This is a genomic window from Pseudomonas sp. TE3728 (assembly GCF_056279145.1).
Window position 1 is genome coordinate 3,023,157 of sequence record NZ_JBWBQT010000001.1, and the last position, 21,852, is coordinate 3,045,008.

Sequence of the window (21,852 nt, forward strand, 5' to 3'; positions counted from 1 at the left end):
TGCACTCCTAGTGGGGTAATAGATGCGCAACTGAACAAGACACAGTCATACCGCTCAAATGCCCAACTATCTCGGCCACTCGCCAGTCTTCACCCTTGACCGAAACAATATTGGCACCCTTGAGTTCAGTCATTAATACCCGGGCCGTGGCGCTGCGCTTCGCGGGATCTTCGGCTGTAATATGCGTAGATCTCATCCACAGGGTGTTCGATTCGCCACGCTTCAAACCATCAAGTTTATAAAGAAGTACTTGAGCGATTTGCAAGTGGCTGACAAATGCATCAATAGGGGTCACGACATGAGGGTAATTGGCCTCAATTCCGCTACTGGGCAAATCCGGCTCATCATCAACAACAATAAGTTTCGATATAGCTTTGAGTGGCGAGTCGAAAACAATATCGTCGATTAATTGAGTACGCTTTCTGAAACCCAGGGCATAATAACTATTCCCGACACTCTCCCGGTCAATGTCGACCTCATAAGCAGCGGGCATGACCACCTCCAACTGCAGCGCCATCACGCCAACGCGACCATCAAAAAGAAAGTGCGTATCCCCATGAGAATCAACGCACGTGCTTTCTTCAGTCATCTGCGCCTTGATATCACTTAGATCTTCTTCTGGTTTCTTTCCCGCCTTGATGGATATTTTCTTCACCCAAAAACAATCAATATTTTTGAACGTCTTCAGCAGAATGTCTTGGCACAGATTAATTGCAATTGCCAAAGCATCAATGGTGCTCAAATGCGGTACGAGTTCACCGCTACCGATTTTTTTTGACCAGCCAGCTGGATAACTCAAACTGACGCTTGAGACCACCGTGCTCTCAGTAAGGCTCAAGTGCCTAGTGCCATACTCCACATGCTTGAAACCGCCTCCAAAGAAACGATCTGTGGCGGGCCCCAGGTGATTTTCTATATGACTGAAACTAAAATCCTGCATAGTTACCTCCCTTGACAACCAAGGTTGCCAGCACGCTGCTCGCTACTTTTAAAAGCCGTCGACCACTGAAACTGAAAGTTCTTACTCCAGAAATCAACGAACGGCTTAGTTGATAAATCAACGATGAAACAAAAAGTAACAAGTGTTACCAGACATTACAACCTACCAGTATTGGTAGGTAGGCCAAATCAAATAAAACACACTTATCCCTCACTAAATCTCCGCACATAGCCCATTGATAAAAATTGGTGCAACACAAAAAACACGCACAAAAAAAGGCGGAATCTTTAATAAGATCCGCCACAATAGACAACACGCCACATGGACGTTCATCCGGCCGACACTGCCCGAAAATCCGCCCACACAGGAATATTTATTAATTTTTCCGCGTTACAACCAATTTAATACTAAGAGATACGTCCCAGCATCAAAGCAGACCTTGCGCGGCGGCATAGGCAGCCGCAAATGTTTTGTTGGGCGCATGGAACTTTCGTTGAATACCCTTCAAATGAAAGTTCACAGTATTCTCCGAGATTTTCAGAATCATCGATATTTCCCCGGAGCTTTTTCCATCTGCAGTCCACTGCAGTATCTCTTTTTCACGTCGGGTCAGGTTGGCACCCTCACCGACCAGGACATCGTCATGGATGCGCATCAAGGTTTCCACGAGAATATCCATCATCCACTTGAAGCCAAGAACAATCTTCGTCCCTTCTGCCTCAGAGACTTCGCCCTGGCTACGGGAAAAGGATAAAAACCGGATGGTGTTATCGGGCCCCTTGTTGGATAAGGTAACTCCTTCACGCAAACCATACTCTTTGGCTTCGCTAAAAAAAAACGGGTTTTCCTCGCGCAACTCGTCGTTCCACACCACCATGCTGGTGGTGCGCAACGCTTGCTCGATAGTCGGATCGATCGCACCGTAATTCCTGTCCCGATAGATATCCATCCAGGCCTTAGGATAGGTGCCGCGCAATCGTGTATTGGGTCGGGTAAACGGTGTCGCTTTTTTTACGCCAAATACAAAGACGTCAAAACCGTGGCACAGCGTTTCACCCTTGATTACATCTAGCGCTTGCGCCGAGGAATCTACCGACAGCATTCTCAGACGATAATCCGTCAACCACTGAAAAAACCCATTGTTGCTACCCATAAGTCATCCCTTACGCATACCTTTTAGCGAGTTAACAGCCACTCATAAGAGATTTGACTCTCTACTGCTACGGCTGACCGCCTGGAAAATTTGCATACGACGCAACGTTGAAACTAAAGTTTCATGCGTGCACCTGACTCACTGCGTATCGGGTAAAACGAATCTAAAAAACTTGAGGGTCGAGCTGATCATTTCTCAATTGACCCCATCGCTACGCCATCATCAATCAGTCTCAAGCAAAGCGTTGATACCCTCAACGCATCGTCAAGCCACCATCCACGGCATATTGGCTGCCTGTGACGTATGACGAATCATCCGACAACAAGAACAACGCGACCGCCGCCGCCTCGGCAGCGGTACCGACTCGCCTCAAGGGTAATTGGTTGACCAACCCATCTTCGAACTGCCGACGAACTTCGTTTGGCATAAAGTTTCGGAAGTTGGTATCTATCGGGCCTGGAACCAGCACATTGACCCTGATTCCCCGCTCCCCCAATGCCGCGGCACAGCAGCGAGCCATCGAAATCATCGCCCCTTTGGTCGCCGCATAGACGCTGGCCATGGGAGCTGATTCATAGGCCGAAGTTGATGATGTCAAAACAATGGATGCGTTTGGAGAAAGCAGGTCCTTCAACTTGGCTATTTGAAGCAACGGCCCTCTCGCGTTGACGCTCATCATGCGATCGAAAAACTCTGCATCTGTGTCCTCAATCGAGCCTACTTGCGCGTAGCCCGCGTTCAGCCACAGGCCGTCAAGTCCGCCCATCTCTCTCACTACATCTGCAAGTTGCGCTGTCGCAGCAGGATCCGACGCATCGTTTTTGAACACCCATGCATCAGAAGGCAGAATATCCGCGGCTTCTTCAAGATGCTCGCGGCGGTAACCGGTGACTGCGACCCGGCCGCCTTCCTCAGTAATACGCTTGGCGCCTGCCAGTCCCATGCCACTAGTGCCACCGGTAATCAAGATGCGTTTTCCAGAAAATCTGCTCACTGTTCTACCTCCATTGCCGACGTAAAAAGCTCGATGCGGAGCAGTATTGCGTAATTGGATCCATATGATAATGCGCTATTATCCGCATGGCCTATTAAGGAAGTGGACACAATGCGCGGCAATGAATACGCCCAACTCCAAGCGTTCGCCGCTGTTATTCAGCAGGGAAGTTTTGTCCGCGCCGCCGCACACTTGGGGATGTCCGCCTCCGCCCTGAGCCAGACAATCCGCAATATGGAAGAACGCCTGGGCGTTCTGTTGGTCAACCGCACGACACGCAGTGTCTCTCCCACCGAGATAGGGGCCAGGCTACTGGCGGACCTTCTTCCCGCCCTGACCTCACTGGATACGGCACTCGCCCGGCTGAAAGAGCCCAGTGACGGCCCATGCGGGGTCTTGCGCATTAACACCACCCGAGTCGCCGCCACCCATTATCTCGCGCCATTGATCGGACCTTTTCTAAGGGCTTACCCAGGTATTCAATTCGATATAGTCACCGACGAACGCTTGGTGGATATTGTTGCCGGTGGGTTCGATGCGGGCGTAAGGCTCGGCAAAAAGCTGGACCGGGATATGGTGTCCCATGGGCTAGGCGGCCATCTAGAAATGATGGTCGTGGCTTCGGCGGACTATCTGGCGCGCTGCGGTACCCCGATTACACCTCAGGACTTGGCGAACCATCAATGCCTGACCTACCGCTGGCCTACGGACGGCAGCCTCTATCGCTGGGAGTTCGAGCGTAACGGCGAGCTATTGGAAATCGATGCCCAGGGTCCGCTGGTAGTTACAGAGCCGGAAATGCTGACTCGAGTCGCGCTTGATGGCGTTGGCATTGCGTACCTGTTCCGGCACCAGGTTGCAGAACTTATAGAGACAGGGAAGCTGATCCACATTCTCAAAGAGTGGACTCCGACCTTCCCCGGCTTCTATCTGTACTACCCCAACCAACGCCAAATGGCGCCTGCACTGCGTGCATTTATCGATTTCATCATGCAACGCCAGCAACCAGGTTCTGCCGCTCTCGGTACTCCCGAGGCGAGCAAGCCATGACGCGCTTGAAGGCATTACTGAAAGCGCTATCGGAGTCATAGCCCAGCGAGTGGCCGATCGAAGAAATGCTTCCCTGATGTTTTCGCAACTCACGACCGGCCAGTTGCATTCGCCACTGAAGCACGTAGGCGAGCGGTCCCATGCCGACCTTCTGCTTGAAACGCAACGCTAAAGTCGAACGCGACATACCCACCACCCTCGCTAGCTCATGGACTGTCCAGCGGCGCTGAGGCGCGGCATGTATCGCCTGAATGGCCGCATTGACCTTCAGGTCGGACAAGCCCATCAACCAGCCCGGCGAATGCACCTGCCCAGATGAGAGATACAATCGGAGCACGTGCACCAGCATCATGTGCCCCAATTGTCGAACGATCAAGGAAGCACCTGGCAGCGTGCTGGGAAGTTCGCTTGCCAGTCGCAGCAATGCCCACTGAAGTACACACGCCTGGTCGGACTCACCATTGACGACGATAGTCGCAGGCAAGCCATCGAACAACAGTCTCGCTTCTTCACAAAATCCGAAGCGTCCACCGATAAGAAAAAAACCGGTCCGTTGCTGGTAACGCGCGATTCCATTCTCTGCGTCGCGATAAACCTCCTGCGACTCGATAGGCTCAATCTCCAGATCACTGGCCAGCATGAAGGGGCGTCGCTTAGACAACAGGAAGCAGTCCCCTTTGAGCAGCAAAACAGGCAATTCTTCCTCGACGACTAACCAGCATGAACCTTCAATCACCGCATTGAACTTGATGCCGTCAGGGGCGGGAAACCGAATAGCCCAATCGCCTCCGGCTTCTAAACCGGTAAAAAACGAGCTGTGGGCATCCAGTTGCGAAAGAACGTCAGACAAGGGATCCATTCAAAACTCCAGACGATCTCGATAGAAAACAGGACTTAGCTGCATTCACAGTCTGGCTCACCATGACCAGAATCTCAGCTACTTGCAACACCACGCCTCGGGTTGCTCTGGAACCCTGAATAAATTGATAAACGACAGAAAGGATGCATGCCATGCGCTACAGACCGTTGGGCAAGACCGGCCAATTTGTCTCCGAACTGTGTTTAGGCACGATGACTTTCAGCGGAGGCCAGGGCTTCTGGCGCAGCGTGGGGACCGTTGAGCAAAAAGTCGCAACGGCCCTGGTCGCTCGCGCAATTGACGCGGGTATCAACTTTTTCGACACGGCGGATGTCTACTCGGAAGGACAATCCGAAGTGATGCTGGGGCAAGCCTTGAGCGATCTGAATATCTCGCGCGAGGACGTAATCATCGCCACGAAAGTGTTCGGCCGAACGGCCCCCGGCCCGAACGCTGCTGGGCTCTCACGCGGCCATATCTTGGACCAGGTCGCTGGGAGTCTGAAGCGGCTCGGCATCGAATACATCGACCTGTATCAAATTCACGGATTCGACTCGATTACACCGATCGAAGTGACATTGCGTGCGCTCGACGATTGCGTGTCACGTGGGCTAATTCGTAACCTGGGCTGCTCCAACCTCGCTGCCTGGCAGATCATGAAAGCCCTAGGCGCCAGCGAGCAACGCGGATTTGCACGTTTCGAGACGGTGCAAGCGTATTACAATCTGACTAGTCGCGATCTGGAGCGCGAAGTAATCCCACTCTGCGACGATCAGGGCTTGGGGATAATGGTATGGAGTCCATTAGCCGGCGGGCTGTTATCCGGAAAATTTACACGAGCCACACAAGAACCCGCCGGCGCACGCCGTTCAACATTCGACTTCCCTCCCGCAAACCGCGAACGAGTATATGAACTCATTGAAGTGATGACACCCATCTCTCAGTCCCACGGCGTCTCTATCTCAGCGATTGCACTCGCCTGGTTATTGCAGCGTACGGGGGTCATGAGTGTCATTGTCGGTGTCAAGACTCTTGACCAACTGGACGACAATCTCCATGCCAGCACCGTGAGGTTGACAACGGAGGACATCGCCGCCTTGGACCGCGCCAGTGCCATAAGCGCAGAGTATCCTGGCTGGATGATCGAGCGCCAGGCAGACGAACGCTCACCTATCGGCAACTGAAACAAAATAGAAGGCCCAGTAGGAAAATCAATACCACATGCCCCTAGCTCATCAACCTCGAATGCTCGCAGCTCTATAAACCACCTTGAATGGGTAAAGGAGTCTCCGGGTATGCCTATATGTATGCCAATGATTATATTTTTTTATAAAAAACATTAAAAACAGCCAATTACAGCTTTAGTTCAAATGACTGTGTACCACCAAGTACTAAAAACGGCTTACCGAAAGATAGGCCGTTTTTTTATGCCTCGAGAAAAGTGGCATTGTTTCAGGACAGCGGACCTGATTTGCGTCGCGTCCCCCAGGCCGATAAAGTCCCCAGACATTTTATCCCATGGACGGAGTGCCCCGCGTGTTCTCAGCCTTCCACTTGAGTCGCTATCGCCTGTCAGCTTTTTCGCTGATCGCCACCGCTTTAACCCTCGCCGCGTGTAATACCCTGCCCTCTTCGCCGCCAGTCTCTACTCTGCCGGTCGCGCCGGAAATCGCCTCCGGTTATCGCATCGACCTGCAGACCCGGCACGCCTCGAAACACATGGCCGCAGCCGCCAACCCGCTGGCAGCCGAAGCCGGGCGGGAGATGCTGCGTCAGGGCGGCTCGGCGATTGATGCGGCCATTGCCATGCAAGCGGTGTTGACGCTGGTGGAACCGCAATCGTCGGGTATCGGTGGCGGCGCGTTGATTGTGCTGTGGGATGGCAAGGCTGTACGCACCTATGACGGGCGCGAAACCGCTCCGGCCGGCGCCACCGAGAAACTGTTCCTGCAAGCCGACGGCAAACCGATGCCGTTCACCCAGGCACAGATCGGCGGGCGCTCGGTGGGGACGCCGGGTGTATTGCGGGCGCTGGAGCTGGCCCATCAAAAGCACGGTCGTCTGCCGTGGGCGAAGTTGTTCGGGCCCGCCATCGAACTGGCGGAACAAGGCTTCGCCATTTCACCACGACTGCATCAGTTGATCGCGGCAGATGCGTTCATACAGCGTTCGCCGGACATGGCCGCCTACTTTTTGAATGCCGATGGCAGCCCGAAAGCCATCGGTACACAGCTGAAAAACCCGGCACTGGCCGCCGTGTTCAAGCGCATCGCCAAGGAAGGTCCCGATGCCCTGTACAAAGGACCAATCGCAAAAGAGATCATCGCCAAGGTTCAGGGCCACGCCAACCCCGGCAGCCTGTCGCTAAACGATCTTCAAGACTACAAGGCCAAGGAACGCGCGCCGTTATGCACCGACTACAAACGCTGGCAGGTTTGCGGCATGCCGCCACCGTCGTCGGGCGGGATCGCCGTGGCGCAAATTCTTGGCACCTTGCAGGCATTGGAATCCCGCGGCCCGCGTTTTGCCCTGGCACCACTCAAACCGCTCAAGACCAGCAAACCGGCAGGCCTCGAACCCGCCCCGGAAGCTGTGCACCTGATCGCCGAAGCCGAACGCCTGGCTTACGCCGACCGAGCGCAGTACGTCGCCGACACCGACTTCGTACCTGTGCCGGTAAAAGGTCTGATCGACCCGACTTATCTGACCAGCCGCGCCTCCTTGATTGGCGATCGCAGCATGGGGCAGGCCAAACCCGGTACCCCGCCGGGCATTCGGGTTGCCTATGCGCCGGACCGCTCGCCACTGCGCATCTCCACCTCGCAAGTGGTAGCAGTCGATGACGAAGGCGGCGCCGTGTCCATGACCACCACCGTGGAGGCAGCATTTGGCTCGCACCTGATGGTCCAGGGGTTCCTGCTCAACAACCAGATGACCGACTTCTCGTTCATTCCCGAAGAGAATGGGCAAAAAGTCGCCAACCGTGTTGAACCGGGTAAACGCCCGCGCTCGTCCATGGCACCCACGCTGATCTTCGACCGTCAGAACGGCGAATTCCTGGCTACCGTCGGCTCCCCCGGCGGCTCGCAGATCATCGAATACGTGGCCAAATCCACCATCGGCCTGCTCGACTGGAACCTCGACCCGCAAGCGGCCATCAGCCTGCCCAATTTCGGCAGCCGCAACGGCCCGACCGAACTGGAACAGGGTCAGTTCAGCACAGAGCTGATTCAGGCACTGAAGGACAAAGGGCACAACGTGAACGAGATCGACATGACCAGCGGGACTCAGGCGATTGTTCAGGTCAAGGATGCGCAGGGCAAAGCCGCGTTGGCCGGCGGGGCCGATCCGCGACGCGAGGGAGAAGCGTTGGGGGATTGAGTCGTACGCAAAACTGAGGAAAGGCTTACCGGGAGGTAGGCCTTTTTTTATTGGTGAAGAATCCTGATCAAGTCTCTCGCGTAGCCTTTTCCTACCCTCAAATTGCTCTCCCTTGGATAGAGTGTGGAAACCATTTTTATCTCGTCTGTTCATCCACTTCATCAGATCAGCTATCGGGAGTGCCTGATTACAGGAGGCGAATTTACTCCCCACATGTCGGCTACTTCGCCACAAACTTGCACAAGTCCCACCACGGGACTAGGATCACGTCATGAGAATTATCGCCATCAGTCACCTGAAAGATTTTTGGGAGAGATACCCGGACTCAGAACAACCTTTCCTGGCCTGGATTGACGAAGCAAGGAAAGCGGACTGGAAGACGCCTGCTGACATCAAGGCGCATTTTGCCACCGCCAGCATTCTCAAAAGCCGCAGAGTCGTGTTTAACATCAAGGGCAATGACTTTCGGCTAGTAGTCGCGGTGGCCTACCGTTTCGGCGCCGTATACATAAAATTTGTCGGCACCCACAAGCAATACGATGGGATCGACGCTGATACCATCGAAATGGAATAACCCATGAACATTCATCCGATTCACACCGACGCGGACTATCGTGCAGCCCTCAAAAGCGTATCTGCACTATTCAACAATGAGCCTGAGCCGGGTACCCCCGAAGGCGATTACTTCGAGATCATGATTACCCTCATCGAGGCCTATGAATCGAAGCAATTTCCTGTCGATCTGCCCACCCCGATCGACGCTATCAAATTTCGCATGGAGCAGTCCGGTCTGTCCGCGGCTGATCTGGCACCTGCCATTGGCCGGACAAACCGGGTTTATGAAGTGCTCAACGGTAAGCGTACGTTGACGCTTCCGATGATCTGGAAGCTTCATGATCTATTTGGGATACCAGCCGAAAGCCTAATCAAGCCAGTGAAGCAGGCCTGATCTTTTTTAGGGCTACCGACACTGGATTCAGGGCATCAAGTCGATAACTGATTGGCAAACTGCCCAACCGCGTTCACCACTTTCTGCGCCCCGTCCTGGATCTCGACGATCACTGTGCCTGCCTCCGCCGCCAGCGCCAGCCCCTGTTCGGCCTGGAGTCTGCCATCGGTCATCAGGGCCACGGCGTTGCGCGCCATGTCCTGGTTCTGGCGCACAACGCCGACAATTTCGTCGGTCGCCTGGCTGGTTCGCGAGGCAAGTTGCCGGACTTCATCAGCCACCACGGCAAAACCTCGACCCTGCTCACCGGCGCGAGCGGCTTCGATGGCCGCGTTGAGCGCCAGCAGGTTGGTCTGTTCGGCGATGCCACTGATGGTTTTGACGATGGTGCCGATCACCAGTGATTGCTCGTTCAGCGCCTCGATGCCTTCGCCAGCAGTTTGCATATGTTTGGCCAAGTCACGCATGACGTCCACCGCTTGAGTCACTACAGTGGTACCGCGCTGGGCGCTGCTGTCGGTTTGCAACGAGGTGCTGTAGGCGATGTTGGCCGCTTCGGCGACGGCCTGCTCCTGATTGACCTGATCGGTTATCACCGTAGCGAACTTGACCACTTTGTAGAGCTTGTTGTTGGCATCGACGACGGGGTTATAGGACGCCTCCAGCCAGACCACGCGACCGTGGCTATCGATACGCTTGAAACGATTGGCCACAAATTCGCCGGCGTTCAAGCGGCGCCAGAAGTTCTGATACTCGGGGCTGTTGTATTCCTCTGGTTCACAGAAGGTGCGGTGATGTTTGCCCTGGACCTGCGCCAGACTGTAACCCATGCCGTTGAGAAACCGCTCGTTGGCCGTCAGCACGTTGCCATTGAGGTCGAACTCGATGACCGCCGTCGAGCGCACTAGCGCGCCGATCAGGTTCTCATGTTCACGAGACGCCTCGATGGTGCGGGTCAGGTCGCTGGAGTAAATCGAGAAGTGTTTGATCCGGCCATCCCCGGAGCGCACCGGCTGCATGATCGACCGCAGCCAGGCTTCGGCACCAGTGCCCCGCAATAAACGAACCGTGCCGGCAAAATGCTCGCCACGGGTCAGTGCAGTCTTGAAGCGACGGTGGAATTCGTCCGACTTCACATGAACCGGGACGATGTCTTCGATGTGCCGGCCGTCCAGCTCGTTGCCCTTGTAGAGCATTTCACCCATGAAATTCTGGTTGGCCGATTGAATCCTGCCATCGGAATCAAGGGTCAAGACCAGCATTTCGTTGTCCAGGCTCTCCTTGACTTGCTGAAGGCTGGAGAGTTCTTCGCGAAGAGCCGACAGCTCCTGCTTCAAGCGTTTGTTGAACATGGAAGCACCGATGGACAGGGATAAAAAGCTGCATACAGCCTAGCCATCGGCTTTGGGGATATTTTCTGAAGAGTGTTTCAGGGTTGTCCTACAAAAATAGTGGCAACACGAACACCTTTATACCGCGCCAGCTACCGAACAGCGCCCAATTCGCGGTACTCGCGCGCCGAAATACGCCGCGCTGCTGACGCCCACCGCCCCCATCACTGCGCAGAAAATCACACAAATCCACGGACTCCACGGCATCAGACCGATCAACAACAGCGGTGTGACGCTGGCCCAGGCGGCGTAGGCAATGTTGTAGGTAAAGGAAATCCCCGAGACGCGAATCCGCGCCGGAAACAGGCTGACCATCACCGACGGCACTGCGCCGACTACCCCGCAAGAGAGGCCTGCCACTGCATAGGCCAGACCGAGCCACTGGCCTTCAATGATCAGGCAGGTATAGAGCACGCCAATACCCAGAGGCAGCAGCAGGCTATACAGCATCACCGTGCGCCAGGCGCCGATGCGATCGACAAGCAGCCCCGCGAGCACACAGCCGATGTTCAGAAATACGATGCCCAAGGCACTCAGGGCGAAGGTATGACTGGCGGTCATGCCGAAGGTTTTTTGCATCATGGTCGGGGTAATGACCACGAATACCACCACGGCCGAGGTCAGCACGCAGGTGAGGATCATCGCCGGCAGCATCGCCAGGCGGTGCTCCCGCAGGACCGTGCGCAGCGGCAGTTCCACAGTAGCCTCGCGTTGGGCCTGCATCGCCATGAATACCGGGGTTTCACTGAGCCAGCGACGTAGCCAGACACCGATGACGCCAAACACACCGCCCAACAGAAACGGGTAGCGCCAGGCGTAATCAAGGATTTCCGCCGGGGTGAACGTCTGTGCCAGAAATGTCGCCGTCAGAGCTCCGATCAAGTAGCCGAAGGTCAGCCCCGCCTGTAGGAAACCGAGGGCATAGCCGCGATGCCCGACCGGTGCATGCTCGGCCACGAACACCCAGGCACTCGGTACTTCACCGCCTACCGCCGCACCTTGCAGGACCCTCAGGCCCAATAGCAACAACGGCGCGAAATAACCGATCTGGGCGTAGGTCGGCATGATCCCGATCAGCAGACACGGCAACGCCATCATCAGGATGCTCAGGCTGAAAACCTTCTTGCGTCCCAGTCGATCGGCGAAATGCGCCATCAGGATCCCGCCCAACGGCCGCGCCAGGTAGCCGGTAACGAAAATTCCGAAGCTTTGTAGCAGACGCAGCCACTCAGGCATTTCGGGTGGGAAGAACAGTTGGCTGAGGGTCAGCGCGAAAAATACGAAAATGATGAAATCGTAGATTTCCAACGCGCCGCCAAGGGCTGCTAGCCCCAGTGTTTTGTAGTCCGAGCGGGTGAAGGGCGCCGGGCGCGCATCTGTGTTGGCAGTCATGGAAAAGAACTCTGGCAGGCAAAAAACCAAGGCGCCCATGGTCTACGCAAATGCGCTTGTGGACAACCCGCTAGCCCTGGAATCCCAATGCCATACCTCGCTGCTAGCGCGTACCTTCCAGTATGAAGGGCACTCCTAGACTGGAAATCTTTTCAGATGGGCACTAGACCGCTCGACACAAGTAGTTTCAAGATGTACCCGCCCTGCCTCCGAGGGCTCACGCTGAAAAGGATCTGAGCATGTTCAAACTCGCAGGACTCACCCTGGCCGCACTCACCCTGAGTGCCGCCGCTCACGCCGATGTCGATCTGAATCTGGGCAGTACCGAACGTGTTACCCGACTATTCGCCTATCCCAACAACTGCAACGTCATCTGCTATCGCAACTGGACACTGGAACAGACCGTCGAGCATTACCTGACTCAAAGCGTACAACGCGATGGCTACAACACCGCAAAAGTAGTGGTCAAAACCGACAACAAGCAACTCTACGCCACTATCAGCGGTGTGCCCAAAGGCTATGACAAGCCACTGACCGCACTGCTCCAGGCTGGGGATTTGGCTTACAACGGCGCCAGCAAACTGAGTGCCGATGGCAAATGGACCTACAACTGGTACTTGTTCCTTCCGCTGGGCATGGCGCTGGAAAATCGCAAAAGCGTCGAACTGCTGCACTTCCCGCCGGATTACTCGCTGACCCAGGCCCAGGACTACCTGGAGTCCAAGACTACCGACCGTTGGGCCACGCTGCTGACTGCCAATGGCATCCCCGCCGACCAGACACCGGGCTATCAGACCATCATCGACATCGCGCCGATTGCCGCGCCATCCAGCGCCGGTAAGGACCTTGAAGGCGTCTACGACTACTTCAAGGATTACCAGACCACCATGGTCAAGGACGTCAGCCAGAACGCCAGCGGCGCTGCGTTGCCAATGGTTGCTTTCGGCGCACCGGTGCGTAACTGGATCAAGCAACAATACGGGCCGACCGTGGACGTGCTCGGTCTGGCAATCATCAGCCCGAGCGAGGGTGTGAAGGTGCCCGTACTGGGTTCCAATCACCCGAGCTACATCTGGTACGCCGCCGATCCCGAAGCCTACAGCGGCAGCGATGCCCAGGCCAAGGCGGACGCTGCAGGGCTGAAAGTCATGGGCCAGGATTTGAGCGCCGCATGCTGGCAGGCCGGGATGGGCAGCAAACCGGGCACTGACCCTACCGTTCAGCTGAAAAGCTGTACTCAAACCTGGCAAGTGACCCAGAAAGAAAAAACCTGCGAACTGTTCTACACCTCGATCCGCAACCTGACGCCTGAACAGGCCGTGGCCAAATGCGCAACAACGACGGTCAAATCCCAGCTGAAACAGCTGAAGAGCCCGTCTCTTGCGACCTCTGCTCCTGCCTCACACTTGTAAACGATGAAAATCTTTCCCGCGTGAGCCATGGCTGACGCGGGAAAGAGCCTTTTTCGCCTGTCATATTTGACAGTAGACTGATGGTTTCATTTGCGAGAGTCTTGGGGCATACCCATGTGCTGCAGGGCTGACAGGATGTCAGTAGACGGCGGTCGTAGCACTCGACTGACAAGGATTGTTATGAGAGCTCATGCAGAACAGGCAATACCCCCACCGCCATCAAATGGCATCTATCCGTTTGTAGAGTTGCCCCTTCGCCTTGGATTCCCCTCCAAAGACGACTTTGAAATCATCTGCAACACTCAGGGATCGGCAATAGCTGTCATGGCACTGCGCGAGTTCCCCCGCATCAGCCGAATCTGCAGGGTTTCTGGACATCTGTTGCCCTATCGCTGCCGACACACCCGGCAGCTGGCGCCAGGCATCCACGTCTACGATCCGCGCTTCTGCGGTCTACTGAACCACTCCTGCGACCCCAACGTCTTTCTCGACATGAGCGAACTGTGGATATGGGCGCTCAAGGACATCAAAAAGGGTGACCGGCTGACGATGGATTTCGCCGCGACAGAAGACAAGCTGCTGCGGCAGTTCGCCTGCCGCTGCGGTTGTCCGTCCTGCCGTGGCTGGATCATCGGCTATGACGAGTCGCCGAACGTCAATGGAGAACAGTTTTTTCAACACTGGCGTCGACGAAGTCTCATCTAAAAGGCTTTACAACGCCTCGACCGGACGCAAACGGTACTGCGGTGGTAACTGTTCGAAACCGCTGATGGTGGCGTTCAGGCTTTTCCAGCGTCCATCCTTGATGCCATAGATGCAACCATGGATCGACAAGCTCTGCCCGCGGTGCCAGGCGTTTTGCACAATGCTGGTATGACCGACGTTGGCCACCTGCTGAATCACATTGAGTTCGCAGAGGCGGTCGACCCGCTCTTCTTCGGTGGACAACTTGGCCAGTTCGTCGCGCTTTTCATAATAGAGATCGCGAATCGAGCGCAGCCAGCCGTCGATCAGGCCCAACTGACGGTCCTGCATCGAGGCGCGTACACCGCCGCAACCGTAGTGGCCGGTGACCAGGATGTGTTTGACCTTGAGTACATCGACCGCGTATTGAATCACCGACAGGCAATTGAGGTCGGTGTGCAGTACAACGTTGGCCACGTTGCGGTGCACAAACAGATCGCCCGGCAGCATGCCGACGATTTCATTGGCTGGCACGCGGGCATCGGAGCAACCGATCCACAGGTATTCCGGGGTTTGTTGACGGGCCAGCTTGGCGAAGAAATCAGGATCTTCCTGGGTGATCGCGTCTGCCCAGCGCTCATTGTTATCAATCAGATCTTGTAATTCGTTCATGCAATGAAGCCTCGATAATGATGCGCTGGTTTGACAGACAACCGTCTGTCCGGGTCACGCGCAAGATGCAGATCCCCCATGATGCCCTGATGCATTTAATGGCTATCCGATGCTCCATGCCGGTGGAATTCTCGCAAGCCCAGTGGGTCAACTGTAGTAAGGCCTACAGTATGAGGGAATGCCATGACTGATTCACGACGTCCGTTCGATAAGGCGCAACCCGAGCCCATCGACGACAACGAAGACCGCATGGGCCCAGTGCATGAGCTGGATTTCGACGAGGAAGAACCGGGCACCAGAATCGGCGACCTGATCCCCGAACGCGAGCGTGCGCAGAAGATGTCCGACGAACGCGTCCGTGAAGCTGGCATGACCGGAGGCTCGACCAATGACCATGAGTCCACCGACGATGACATGAGCCCGGAAACCTTGATCCGTGAAGATGGCGCGCGGGACGCCCATGAAGAGGGTGAAGGCGACCAGGCGGATTGGGATTTGAGCATTGTCGATGAGGACGACATCGGCGGGGGCAATGGGTTGGACGAAGCAGAGATGGCGCAGCGCGATCCAATGGATGGCAAGCGTTGATCTACAGATTTGACCGGACTCCAACGCAGGAACTGCCGAAGGCTGCGATCTTTTGATCTGTTGTTGCCGCGACATGGAAAGATCAAAAGATCGCAGCCTTCGGCAGCTCCTACAGGTGTTTCAGTCAACCAAGGTGCAGGCCATGACGACCGCATCCTCACGCCCCCCCACTGCCGGGTAGTAATCGCGTCGACGTCCGATCTCGTTGAACCCATACCGCTCATACAATCGAAATGCCGCCCGGTTGCTGTCGCGCACTTCCAGAAAACATTCCCGTGCCTCTGCCTTGCAGGCAATCGACATCAAATGCTCCAGCAGCGTCAAACCCAGGCCTCGGCCCTGATTTTCCGGTTTGACGGTGATGTTCAGCAAATGCGCCTCGTCGAGAATGATCTGCACCACCCCATGACCGACCTGCTGCTGCCCTTCGAACATCAGCCAGATCTGGTACTTGCCCAGGCCATCGAGAAAAATCCCGCGGGTCCAAGGGTGGCTGTAAGCCGCGTATTCAATTTTCAGTACAGTGTCCAGGTCCGCCTCGGTCATCGGGCGGAACGATACAGCGTCACTCATTCGATTCTTTCCAGCGCGCCATCAGCCGACGCATGGCTTGCCAGACACCAGCCTTACGCTGTGGCTCTTCCATTAATAATTCCAGACCCGGCAGGGCCCAGACCGAACCCAGGCCTTCGACCTGAAGTTCACGGTTGAAGGATTCGGCGTTCGCCTCACCGGCAAAACGCACCGCCGGCAAGCCGATCAGCCACAGGCAGACGCATGGAGCATCTTCGAGACGGGCCGACAGAAAGCCTTGTACGAAATCCCGAGCCGCTTCCGGCCCTTGATCCATGGTGCCGCGAGCCAGCAGTGGCCAGCGCACCGGCTCGCCGACGATCTGCGGGCTGTCCGGCAGACCGGCGGCGCGCAGCATGTCCTTGAGCAAAAGATAGGCAGGATCGCGGGTCTGGAAGCTTTCGCCTGTGGGTAACTCCACCAGCAACAGGCAACGACCTGTGCGCAGCAATTGAAGGGCGAAACGCGGTGGCGGCACGACCGGTGCCTTGATCGCGACCGGGGCCTCCTCTTCTTCGACCTTGGCGTTCGTGCGGGTGCTGGCCAACGATGGCCGTGGCACTTCGATTTTTACCCGTTCGGCCGGTTTGACCACGGGCTCCATCGGTGCCTCGGCCACGGGAGCCGGCGCAACCGGGGTGACGACCAATGGCTCGGGCATCTCCAGCAGTTCGGGGCGCGAGGGCGCAGCAAAGGGCAATTCGGTGCGCGGCAGCCAGTTGACCACCTGCATGGCGGTCAAATAAGCGCGGCGACGGGACTCGATAAGCAAAGGTCGGCCACTTGTGGATAACTAAAGTGCAGTGATTCTACCGCCCTTCGCTCAAGATCGCCCGCGCTTGATCGATAGAAAGCCAACTGTCCGTCCCGAGAGTGAATCGCAACGGGCGTGATGCAGTACAATCGCGACTTTTAATCGCCAACCAGCCGGCCATTCCGATGATCGAACCCAAGCGCGTCTTGCGCGCCCTCGCTGAACACTGGGCACTTCTGGAGCCACTGTGCGAGCACTTCGACCAAGGCACCCTGAGCCTCAACGAACTGCGCACGCAACTGGCCGCCCAGCAACTCGACAGTACGCCACAGGACATCACCAGCCTGCTCGACGTGTGGATCCGCCTCGACATTCTGGTTCCCGTGGCGAAAAGCCCGAACCGTTTCGAGCTCAACGCGCAGATCCACGATTTCCTCGCTTACCTGCGCCGTGAGCACCGTCTGGGCCTGTGCCTGGAAATCGAAGCCTATTTGCGCCATCTCGAGCGCCTGGCCGGTTACATTCAGGACGCCTTCGACATTCGCGACGGCAACGATCTGGCGCGCCAATTGCGTCTGCTCGACATGCGCGTGCGCGATGTGCTGAAAAAACTCGACAACGACGAACAGGCGTTGGTGGCCGTCGCCGAACGGGCGAAAACCAGCGATCGGCAGATCCCGCTGCGTCAGCGCTACGCTGAAGTGCTGGCGACCTGGGACGAATACGTCGAGCCGATGATTGAACTGGTGAACGCCGACGGCGCCTTCGAACAAGGCGTGCGCAAGGTCGAAACGGTCCTGCTGAAGATGCTCTCCGAACAGCAGCGCCTCGGCCATCTGGTTGACGACGACATGCTGCTGCGCACCCACGCACGCATCCTCGAAATGCAGACCAGCGCCCAACTGACGCTGCGTCATGCCCGTGAACTGCTGCTGCCGCTGCGTGAAGAAGCCCGCCGGCACAACGCCGTGACCCGTGGCGCGGCGCTGGCCCTGTCGGCCATTCGTCGTAAAGGTATCGATGCGGTGCCACAAGCGGCGATGCCGATGTTCACCCGTCCGCAAAGCACGTTTCTGGGCAGCGCCAGTCAGGTCGAAGCCTACGTTTATGCCCTGGCCCGTTTCGAGCCGAAACCGGCACGCTTCCCCAAGGCCCACAAGCCCCAGAAAGGCGAAGCGCCGCGCGCGCCACGCACGGTTCGGGAAATGCTCGAACGCTGCGAAGACGCCCTGCCGATGCCGGACCTGATGACCTGGCTGCTGGAGCAGGAGCCGGACGGCGCCACCGACGAATTGCTCTACTGGTTCTCGCGCCTGTCGCGGGAAAAACGCTTCAAACGCGAGCGTCTGGAACGCCGCGATTACCACACTCACGAGCATCAGGTCAGCCTGCGCTCCTTCGCCCTGCTCTCGGCCGGCGACACCGCCGCCGAGGATTCTGCGAGCATCCCACATGCATCTTGATCTATCCGAACTGTCCCAACTGGCGCCGATCTTTCGCGAGCTGTTCAAGGGCTACCACGTCAGCCGCCGCGCCCCGGAGCTGTACGCGCAATTGTCGAACTTCCAGGACCAGTACCGCAAGCTGTTCAAGGCACTGGGCTTTGAACTGGTCTGCGACACCCGAGGTTTCTACTACTTTGTGCCGGACCTTGCCGCTGCGGCAGTAAACAAGACCGCGCAACGTCTGGCGCTGTTTACCTTCATCCTTGTCGAGCATCTGGCCGATCAGGGCCGTGACCCGGTCGCCGTGCTCGACGGCGGCAGCCTCGGCCGCGATGAGTTGCCATCGTTGCTGGAGAAATACCGCGACTTGTTTATCCAGGCAGAAGTGCAGACCGTCGAAGAACTCGAAGAAAAAATCATGCGCCGCATGACTCAGCTCGGTTTCGCCAGCGAAGAAAACGGCGTTTACCGTTTCCTGCCGCCGATGCATCGCTTCCTTGATGTTTGCCTGTCGGTTCAGCAGGACCGTGATCTGGCGGCCAGCCTGCACAGCGTGTTGCCATTGCCGGTCCCGGTGCTGATCGATGACGACAGCGACGAGAAGCTGCTGCAAACCGATGATCCGCTAGACCTCAGCGATTTCGAAGAAGAAAGCGAAGAAGACGCCCTGGCCCGCGCCATTGCCGAAGAACAGGAGACCGACGCATGAGCAAGGAACGCTACGGCATTCGCCGCTTTGCCCTTTTGAACACCGCCGGTTACAGCCTCGGCCTGTTCCCGCTGGAAGAGCCGCTGTCGGTTTACGGGGCGAACAACCTCGGTAAATCCGCATCGATCAACGCCTTGCAGTTCCCGATTCTTGCACGCATGTCGGACATGAGTTTCGGCAAGTACAGCCTGGAACAATCCCGGCGTTTCTACTTCGCCTCGGACACCAGTTACATCCTGGTGGAAGTCTCCCTGCCCCACGGCCCGCACGTAATCGGCGTGGTCGGACGCGGCCCGGGCGGCGGTTTCGGTCACCAGTTCTTTGCCTACGCCGGCAAACTCGATCTGGCCCATTACCAGAAAGACGACACCTGCCTGCGGCAGAAAGAGCTGTTCACCAACCTTGAGCGCGAAGGCCTGAAAGCCTATGAACTCAAGCCGGATGAACTGCGTCGTTTGCTGGTGGGCGGTCACACCTCGATTCCGCTGGACCTGACGCTGATCCCGCTGCGCTCCACCAGCGAGCAGAGCCTGAAGACCTTCCGCGCACTGTTCATCAACTTGTTGCACATGCGCGAAATCACCGCGGCCAAACTCAAGCAGCTGTTCCTCGATGCCTTCGAACACAGCCTGCGTTCCGGCAGCGTCGACTACATCGCCGCGTGCGAAGAAGCCTTCCGCGATGTTCGTCGCATGGAGCAGGACTACAACTCGCTGGTTACCGCCGGCCCGCTGGTTGAAGCGCTGGCCGCAGGCGTGGCCCAGCGCAATATCCTGCGCGGCAAACTGCATCGCCTGTCGCCGCTGCTCGACTCCCTGCTCGGCACCTGGTCGGACTACGCCAGTGCGCGCAAGGAAGAACTGACGATTCAGGCCGAGCACTACCGCAACGAGCAGGACGCGCTGCAAAACGATCAGCGCGGCGGCACTCAGGAGCTGATGCGTCTGGAGCGGGAAATCACCGGCATCCAGCGCTGGCTCGGCGAGTTGTCGGTGCTCAAGCATCGCTTCGCGCTGGTCGATGACGTCAAAGTCCTCGAGCAGCAACTGCTCGCCGCCAAGGACGCGCACGACGAACTGGCCGGTGCGCTGGCCCAGTCGCGGCAGTTCAGTGCCGAAGACCTCGAAGAGCGTCTGCGGGATCTGGAAAAACGCCTGAAGTCGGTCAAGCAACAACTCGATCACGCCGACAACAACAGCTACGCCCGTTTGCGCGAGGAGTTTTCGCAGCAGGACGTCGAGCGCCTGATGCGCCTGTTCAACAGCGCACTGTTCAGCCTCCCGCTGGGTGAACACGGCATTACGCTGGACGAGGACGGTCAGTGGGTCAAATCCATGGAACTGATCCTCGATGGCTTCAAAGGCGAGCGCTTCGAAGTGCCGGGCCTGTCCATCGACATCTCGCACATCGAGCCTCCAGCCCTGCAAGCCCTGGCTGACCGCGCGGCGCTGCGCGATCAGAAAGACCGCCTGGAAAAAGAACTCAAGCAGCTGAAAACTCAAGCTGCCGTGGCAGCCGACCGCGCGGCCAGCAAGACCCAGACTGAAGCGCTATACCAGCAAGTGCTGGATGCGCAGAAAGCCCTGGAAGATTTCCGCCGCGCGCAAACCCTGAGCGCCGAGGAAGGCGACAAGCTTGAGCAGTTGGCGCAGATGGAAGCTGCTCAGGACGAATTGAAGCGTTCCAGCGATGCCTTCACCGAGCGCGTCCAGCAACTGTCGGCCAAGCTGCAACTGGTCGGCCGGCAGATCGGCGATATGGAAGCCAAGCAACGCACCCTCGACGACGCCCTGCGCCGTCGTCAGCTGTTGCCGGCGGACCTGCCATTTGGCACGCCGTTCATGGACCCGGTCGACGACTCCATGGATAACCTGCTGCCGTTGCTCAACGACTATCAGGACAGCTGGCAAGGCCTGCTGCGCAGCGACGGGCAGATCGACGCGCTCTATGCTCAGGTTCGCCTCAAGGGCGTGGCCAAGTTCGACAGCGAAGACGATATGGAGCGTCGCCTGCAACTGCTGATCAACGCGTACGCACACCGCACCGACGAAGCCCTGACTCTCGGCAAGGCACGTCGTGCAGCCGTCACCGACATCGCCCGGACCCTGCGTAACATTCGCAGCGACTATGACAGCCTCGAACATCAACTGGCGCTGTTCAACCGCGAGATCAACAAGCGTCAGGTCTCCAACCTGCAAAGCTTCCGCATCGTGCTCGCGCCGAACAAGGAAGCGCTCAAGCACATTGACCAGATCATCCACAGCGCCGGTCAGTACGAAGAAGGCGAAACCCTTTCCGTCTTCGACCTGAGCCAAAGCGCCGATCAAGACAACAAGAACGAAGAGGCCAAGGAATACCTGGCGCGGCTGGTGGCGGCGAACCACAACCAGCTCGGCCTCAAGGATCTGTTCGAGCTGGCGTTCGAGATCACCAAGGTCAACGGCCTACCGGTGATCCACACCGACATCGACGGCGCGGCGTCCAACGGCACCACCATGACCATCAAGGCGCTGACCAACATGTACTTGTTGCTGCACTTGATGGACCGCGATCAGGCCGGTCGCGTGCGCCTGCCGTACTACCTCGACGAAGCGGCGGACATCGACGAGAAGAACCAGGCAGCACTGCTGGAAACCAGCCTGCAATTGGGTTTCGTGCCAATTCTGGCGAGTGTGAAGCCGCAAGTTTGCGCCAGTGTCGCCATCGACCTGGAAGGCGGCAGCGGCCCGAACGGCATTTATATCGACGAGGCGGACTGGAAGTACATTCGTCGCCACGATGAGGTGAAGGTTGCCGTTAATGTTGAAGCGGATGAACCGGAGCTGGACGCGGTTTGACGCTTTAATCGAAACCAATAAAAAGGCCGCGATCCAATGGATCGCGGCCTTTTTTATCTTTTCATTGTA

General features: G+C 57.1%; 20 protein-coding genes and 1 pseudogene. 11 read left to right on the forward strand and 10 right to left on the reverse strand.

Features of this window, described 5'->3' with window-relative positions; all coding sequences use genetic code 11:
- Positions 1–7 precede the first annotated feature (7 nt).
- From ACZ89R_RS12945 to ACZ89R_RS12955, 3 genes are all read right to left on the reverse strand, one after another.
- Positions 8–940 carry an AvrD family protein gene (locus ACZ89R_RS12945; protein ID WP_429545598.1) on the reverse strand — a complete coding sequence of 311 codons (933 nt, stop codon included), beginning with the start codon at positions 938–940 and terminating at the stop codon, positions 8–10.
- Positions 941–1,367: 427 nt separating this feature from the next.
- Positions 1,368–2,093: an autoinducer binding domain-containing protein gene (locus ACZ89R_RS12950; RefSeq protein WP_429545597.1), complete on the reverse strand. Its 726-nt coding sequence runs from the start codon at positions 2,091–2,093 to the stop codon at positions 1,368–1,370.
- 253 nt (positions 2,094–2,346) lie between these two features.
- A complete protein-coding gene (locus ACZ89R_RS12955) occupies positions 2,347–3,087 on the reverse strand; it encodes an SDR family oxidoreductase (RefSeq protein ID WP_429545596.1) in 741 nt (246 codons plus the stop codon).
- 111 nt (positions 3,088–3,198) lie between these two features.
- On the opposite strand from ACZ89R_RS12955, the gene ACZ89R_RS12960 reads away from it, so the two are divergent.
- Complete coding sequence (locus ACZ89R_RS12960) at positions 3,199–4,137, forward strand: LysR substrate-binding domain-containing protein (protein WP_429545595.1); 939 nt, start codon at positions 3,199–3,201, stop codon at positions 4,135–4,137.
- Here the strand turns inward: ACZ89R_RS12960 and ACZ89R_RS12965 are convergent.
- Positions 4,076–4,996 (reverse strand): AraC family transcriptional regulator, encoded by a 921-nt coding sequence (locus ACZ89R_RS12965; RefSeq protein ID WP_429545594.1) that lies wholly within the window; start codon positions 4,994–4,996, stop codon positions 4,076–4,078. The genes ACZ89R_RS12960 and ACZ89R_RS12965 overlap by 62 nt on opposite strands.
- A 152-nt stretch (positions 4,997–5,148) precedes the next feature.
- Between ACZ89R_RS12965 and ACZ89R_RS12970 the strand changes: the two genes are divergently transcribed.
- From ACZ89R_RS12970 to ACZ89R_RS12985, 4 genes are all read left to right on the forward strand, one after another.
- On the forward strand, positions 5,149–6,180 hold the full coding sequence (locus tag ACZ89R_RS12970; protein ID WP_429545593.1) for an aldo/keto reductase: 1,032 nt from the start codon (positions 5,149–5,151) through the stop codon (positions 6,178–6,180).
- Between the two features lie 352 nt (positions 6,181–6,532).
- Complete coding sequence (gene ggt, locus ACZ89R_RS12975; RefSeq protein WP_429545592.1) at positions 6,533–8,377, forward strand: gamma-glutamyltransferase; 1,845 nt, start codon at positions 6,533–6,535, stop codon at positions 8,375–8,377.
- Between the two features lie 271 nt (positions 8,378–8,648).
- Positions 8,649–8,951 (forward strand): type II toxin-antitoxin system HigB family toxin, encoded by a 303-nt coding sequence (locus tag ACZ89R_RS12980; protein ID WP_429545591.1) that lies wholly within the window; start codon positions 8,649–8,651, stop codon positions 8,949–8,951.
- 3 nt (positions 8,952–8,954) lie between these two features.
- On the forward strand, positions 8,955–9,326 hold the full coding sequence (locus ACZ89R_RS12985; protein ID WP_429545590.1) for a helix-turn-helix domain-containing protein: 372 nt from the start codon (positions 8,955–8,957) through the stop codon (positions 9,324–9,326).
- A 35-nt stretch (positions 9,327–9,361) separates the two neighbouring features.
- Here ACZ89R_RS12985 and ACZ89R_RS12990 read toward each other — a convergent pair whose 3' ends face one another.
- The 3 genes and pseudogenes from ACZ89R_RS12990 to ACZ89R_RS13000 all read right to left on the reverse strand — a co-directional run bounded on the left by ACZ89R_RS12990 (position 9,362) and on the right by ACZ89R_RS13000 (position 12,109).
- Positions 9,362–9,793 carry a methyl-accepting chemotaxis protein gene (locus ACZ89R_RS12990; RefSeq protein WP_401177227.1) on the reverse strand — a complete coding sequence of 144 codons (432 nt, stop codon included), beginning with the start codon at positions 9,791–9,793 and terminating at the stop codon, positions 9,362–9,364.
- Positions 9,794–9,949: 156 nt separating this feature from the next.
- Positions 9,950–10,678 (reverse strand): annotated as a pseudogene (locus ACZ89R_RS12995) (PAS domain-containing protein); the annotation flags it as partial.
- A gap of 117 nt (positions 10,679–10,795) precedes the next feature.
- Positions 10,796–12,109, reverse strand: a complete 1,314-nt coding sequence (locus ACZ89R_RS13000; RefSeq protein ID WP_429545589.1) for an MFS transporter — start codon at positions 12,107–12,109, stop codon at positions 10,796–10,798.
- A 239-nt stretch (positions 12,110–12,348) separates the two neighbouring features.
- On the opposite strand from ACZ89R_RS13000, the gene ACZ89R_RS13005 reads away from it, so the two are divergent.
- Both ACZ89R_RS13005 and ACZ89R_RS13010 read left to right on the forward strand, forming a co-directional pair.
- The gene (locus ACZ89R_RS13005; RefSeq protein WP_429545588.1) at positions 12,349–13,521 is read left to right on the forward strand and encodes a hypothetical protein; all 1,173 of its coding nucleotides are present in this window, start codon (positions 12,349–12,351) and stop codon (positions 13,519–13,521) included.
- Between the two features lie 180 nt (positions 13,522–13,701).
- A complete protein-coding gene (locus ACZ89R_RS13010; RefSeq protein ID WP_429545587.1) occupies positions 13,702–14,226 on the forward strand; it encodes an SET domain-containing protein-lysine N-methyltransferase in 525 nt (174 codons plus the stop codon).
- A gap of 6 nt (positions 14,227–14,232) precedes the next feature.
- On the opposite strand, the gene can is transcribed toward ACZ89R_RS13010, so the two are convergent.
- Complete coding sequence (gene can, locus ACZ89R_RS13015; RefSeq protein ID WP_052965823.1) at positions 14,233–14,877, reverse strand: carbonate dehydratase; 645 nt, start codon at positions 14,875–14,877, stop codon at positions 14,233–14,235.
- Positions 14,878–15,060: 183 nt separating this feature from the next.
- On the opposite strand from can, the gene ACZ89R_RS13020 reads away from it, so the two are divergent.
- Positions 15,061–15,465 carry a serine kinase/phosphatase gene (locus ACZ89R_RS13020; RefSeq protein WP_429545586.1) on the forward strand — a complete coding sequence of 135 codons (405 nt, stop codon included), beginning with the start codon at positions 15,061–15,063 and terminating at the stop codon, positions 15,463–15,465.
- Positions 15,466–15,585: 120 nt separating this feature from the next.
- Here ACZ89R_RS13020 and rimI read toward each other — a convergent pair whose 3' ends face one another.
- Together rimI and ACZ89R_RS13030 are read right to left on the reverse strand one after the other, a co-directional pair.
- A complete protein-coding gene (rimI, locus tag ACZ89R_RS13025; protein ID WP_123501339.1) occupies positions 15,586–16,038 on the reverse strand; it encodes a ribosomal protein S18-alanine N-acetyltransferase in 453 nt (150 codons plus the stop codon).
- Positions 16,031–16,771: an energy transducer TonB gene (locus tag ACZ89R_RS13030; RefSeq protein WP_123501340.1), complete on the reverse strand. Its 741-nt coding sequence runs from the start codon at positions 16,769–16,771 to the stop codon at positions 16,031–16,033. Before ACZ89R_RS13030 ends, rimI begins: the two co-directional genes overlap by 8 nt.
- 206 nt (positions 16,772–16,977) lie before the next feature.
- Here ACZ89R_RS13030 and mksB point away from each other — a divergent pair, with 206 nt between their 5' ends.
- From mksB to mksF, 3 genes are read left to right on the forward strand one after another with little or no spacing between them, the layout of a single operon-like run.
- Positions 16,978–18,255 carry an Mks condensin complex protein MksB gene (mksB, locus tag ACZ89R_RS13035; protein WP_429545585.1) on the forward strand — a complete coding sequence of 426 codons (1,278 nt, stop codon included), beginning with the start codon at positions 16,978–16,980 and terminating at the stop codon, positions 18,253–18,255.
- Positions 18,245–18,946 carry an Mks condensin complex protein MksE gene (gene mksE / locus ACZ89R_RS13040; RefSeq protein WP_429545584.1) on the forward strand — a complete coding sequence of 234 codons (702 nt, stop codon included), beginning with the start codon at positions 18,245–18,247 and terminating at the stop codon, positions 18,944–18,946. Before mksB ends, mksE begins: the two co-directional genes overlap by 11 nt.
- On the forward strand, positions 18,943–21,783 hold the full coding sequence (gene mksF, locus ACZ89R_RS13045; RefSeq protein WP_429545583.1) for an Mks condensin complex protein MksF: 2,841 nt from the start codon (positions 18,943–18,945) through the stop codon (positions 21,781–21,783). Before mksE ends, mksF begins: the two co-directional genes overlap by 4 nt.
- The last annotated feature ends 69 nt before the right edge of the window (positions 21,784–21,852 follow it).

Bases quoted from the DNA above. Each gene is read 5' to 3' on its own strand.
- ACZ89R_RS12945 (WP_429545598.1), bottom strand. From the start codon at position 940: ATGCAGGATTTTAGTTTCAGTCATATAGAAAATCACCTGGGGCCCGCC.
- ACZ89R_RS12950 (WP_429545597.1), bottom strand. From the start codon at position 2,093: ATGGGTAGCAACAATGGGTTTTTTCAGTGGTTGACGGATTATCGTCTG.
- ACZ89R_RS12960 (WP_429545595.1), top strand. From the start codon at position 3,199: ATGCGCGGCAATGAATACGCCCAACTCCAAGCGTTCGCCGCTGTTATT.
- ACZ89R_RS12965 (WP_429545594.1), bottom strand. From the start codon at position 4,996: ATGGATCCCTTGTCTGACGTTCTTTCGCAACTGGATGCCCACAGCTCG.
- ACZ89R_RS12970 (WP_429545593.1), top strand. From the start codon at position 5,149: ATGCGCTACAGACCGTTGGGCAAGACCGGCCAATTTGTCTCCGAACTG.
- ACZ89R_RS12980 (WP_429545591.1), top strand. From the start codon at position 8,649: ATGAGAATTATCGCCATCAGTCACCTGAAAGATTTTTGGGAGAGATAC.
- ACZ89R_RS12985 (WP_429545590.1), top strand. From the start codon at position 8,955: ATGAACATTCATCCGATTCACACCGACGCGGACTATCGTGCAGCCCTC.
- ACZ89R_RS12990 (WP_401177227.1), bottom strand. From the start codon at position 9,793: ATGCGTGACTTGGCCAAACATATGCAAACTGCTGGCGAAGGCATCGAG.
- ACZ89R_RS13000 (WP_429545589.1), bottom strand. From the start codon at position 12,109: ATGACTGCCAACACAGATGCGCGCCCGGCGCCCTTCACCCGCTCGGAC.
- ACZ89R_RS13005 (WP_429545588.1), top strand. From the start codon at position 12,349: ATGTTCAAACTCGCAGGACTCACCCTGGCCGCACTCACCCTGAGTGCC.
- ACZ89R_RS13010 (WP_429545587.1), top strand. From the start codon at position 13,702: ATGAGAGCTCATGCAGAACAGGCAATACCCCCACCGCCATCAAATGGC.
- can (WP_052965823.1), bottom strand. From the start codon at position 14,877: ATGAACGAATTACAAGATCTGATTGATAACAATGAGCGCTGGGCAGAC.
- ACZ89R_RS13020 (WP_429545586.1), top strand. From the start codon at position 15,061: ATGACTGATTCACGACGTCCGTTCGATAAGGCGCAACCCGAGCCCATC.
- rimI (WP_123501339.1), bottom strand. From the start codon at position 16,038: ATGAGTGACGCTGTATCGTTCCGCCCGATGACCGAGGCGGACCTGGAC.
- ACZ89R_RS13030 (WP_123501340.1), bottom strand. From the start codon at position 16,771: ATGCAGGTGGTCAACTGGCTGCCGCGCACCGAATTGCCCTTTGCTGCG.
- mksB (WP_429545585.1), top strand. From the start codon at position 16,978: ATGATCGAACCCAAGCGCGTCTTGCGCGCCCTCGCTGAACACTGGGCA.
- mksE (WP_429545584.1), top strand. From the start codon at position 18,245: ATGCATCTTGATCTATCCGAACTGTCCCAACTGGCGCCGATCTTTCGC.
- mksF (WP_429545583.1), top strand. From the start codon at position 18,943: ATGAGCAAGGAACGCTACGGCATTCGCCGCTTTGCCCTTTTGAACACC.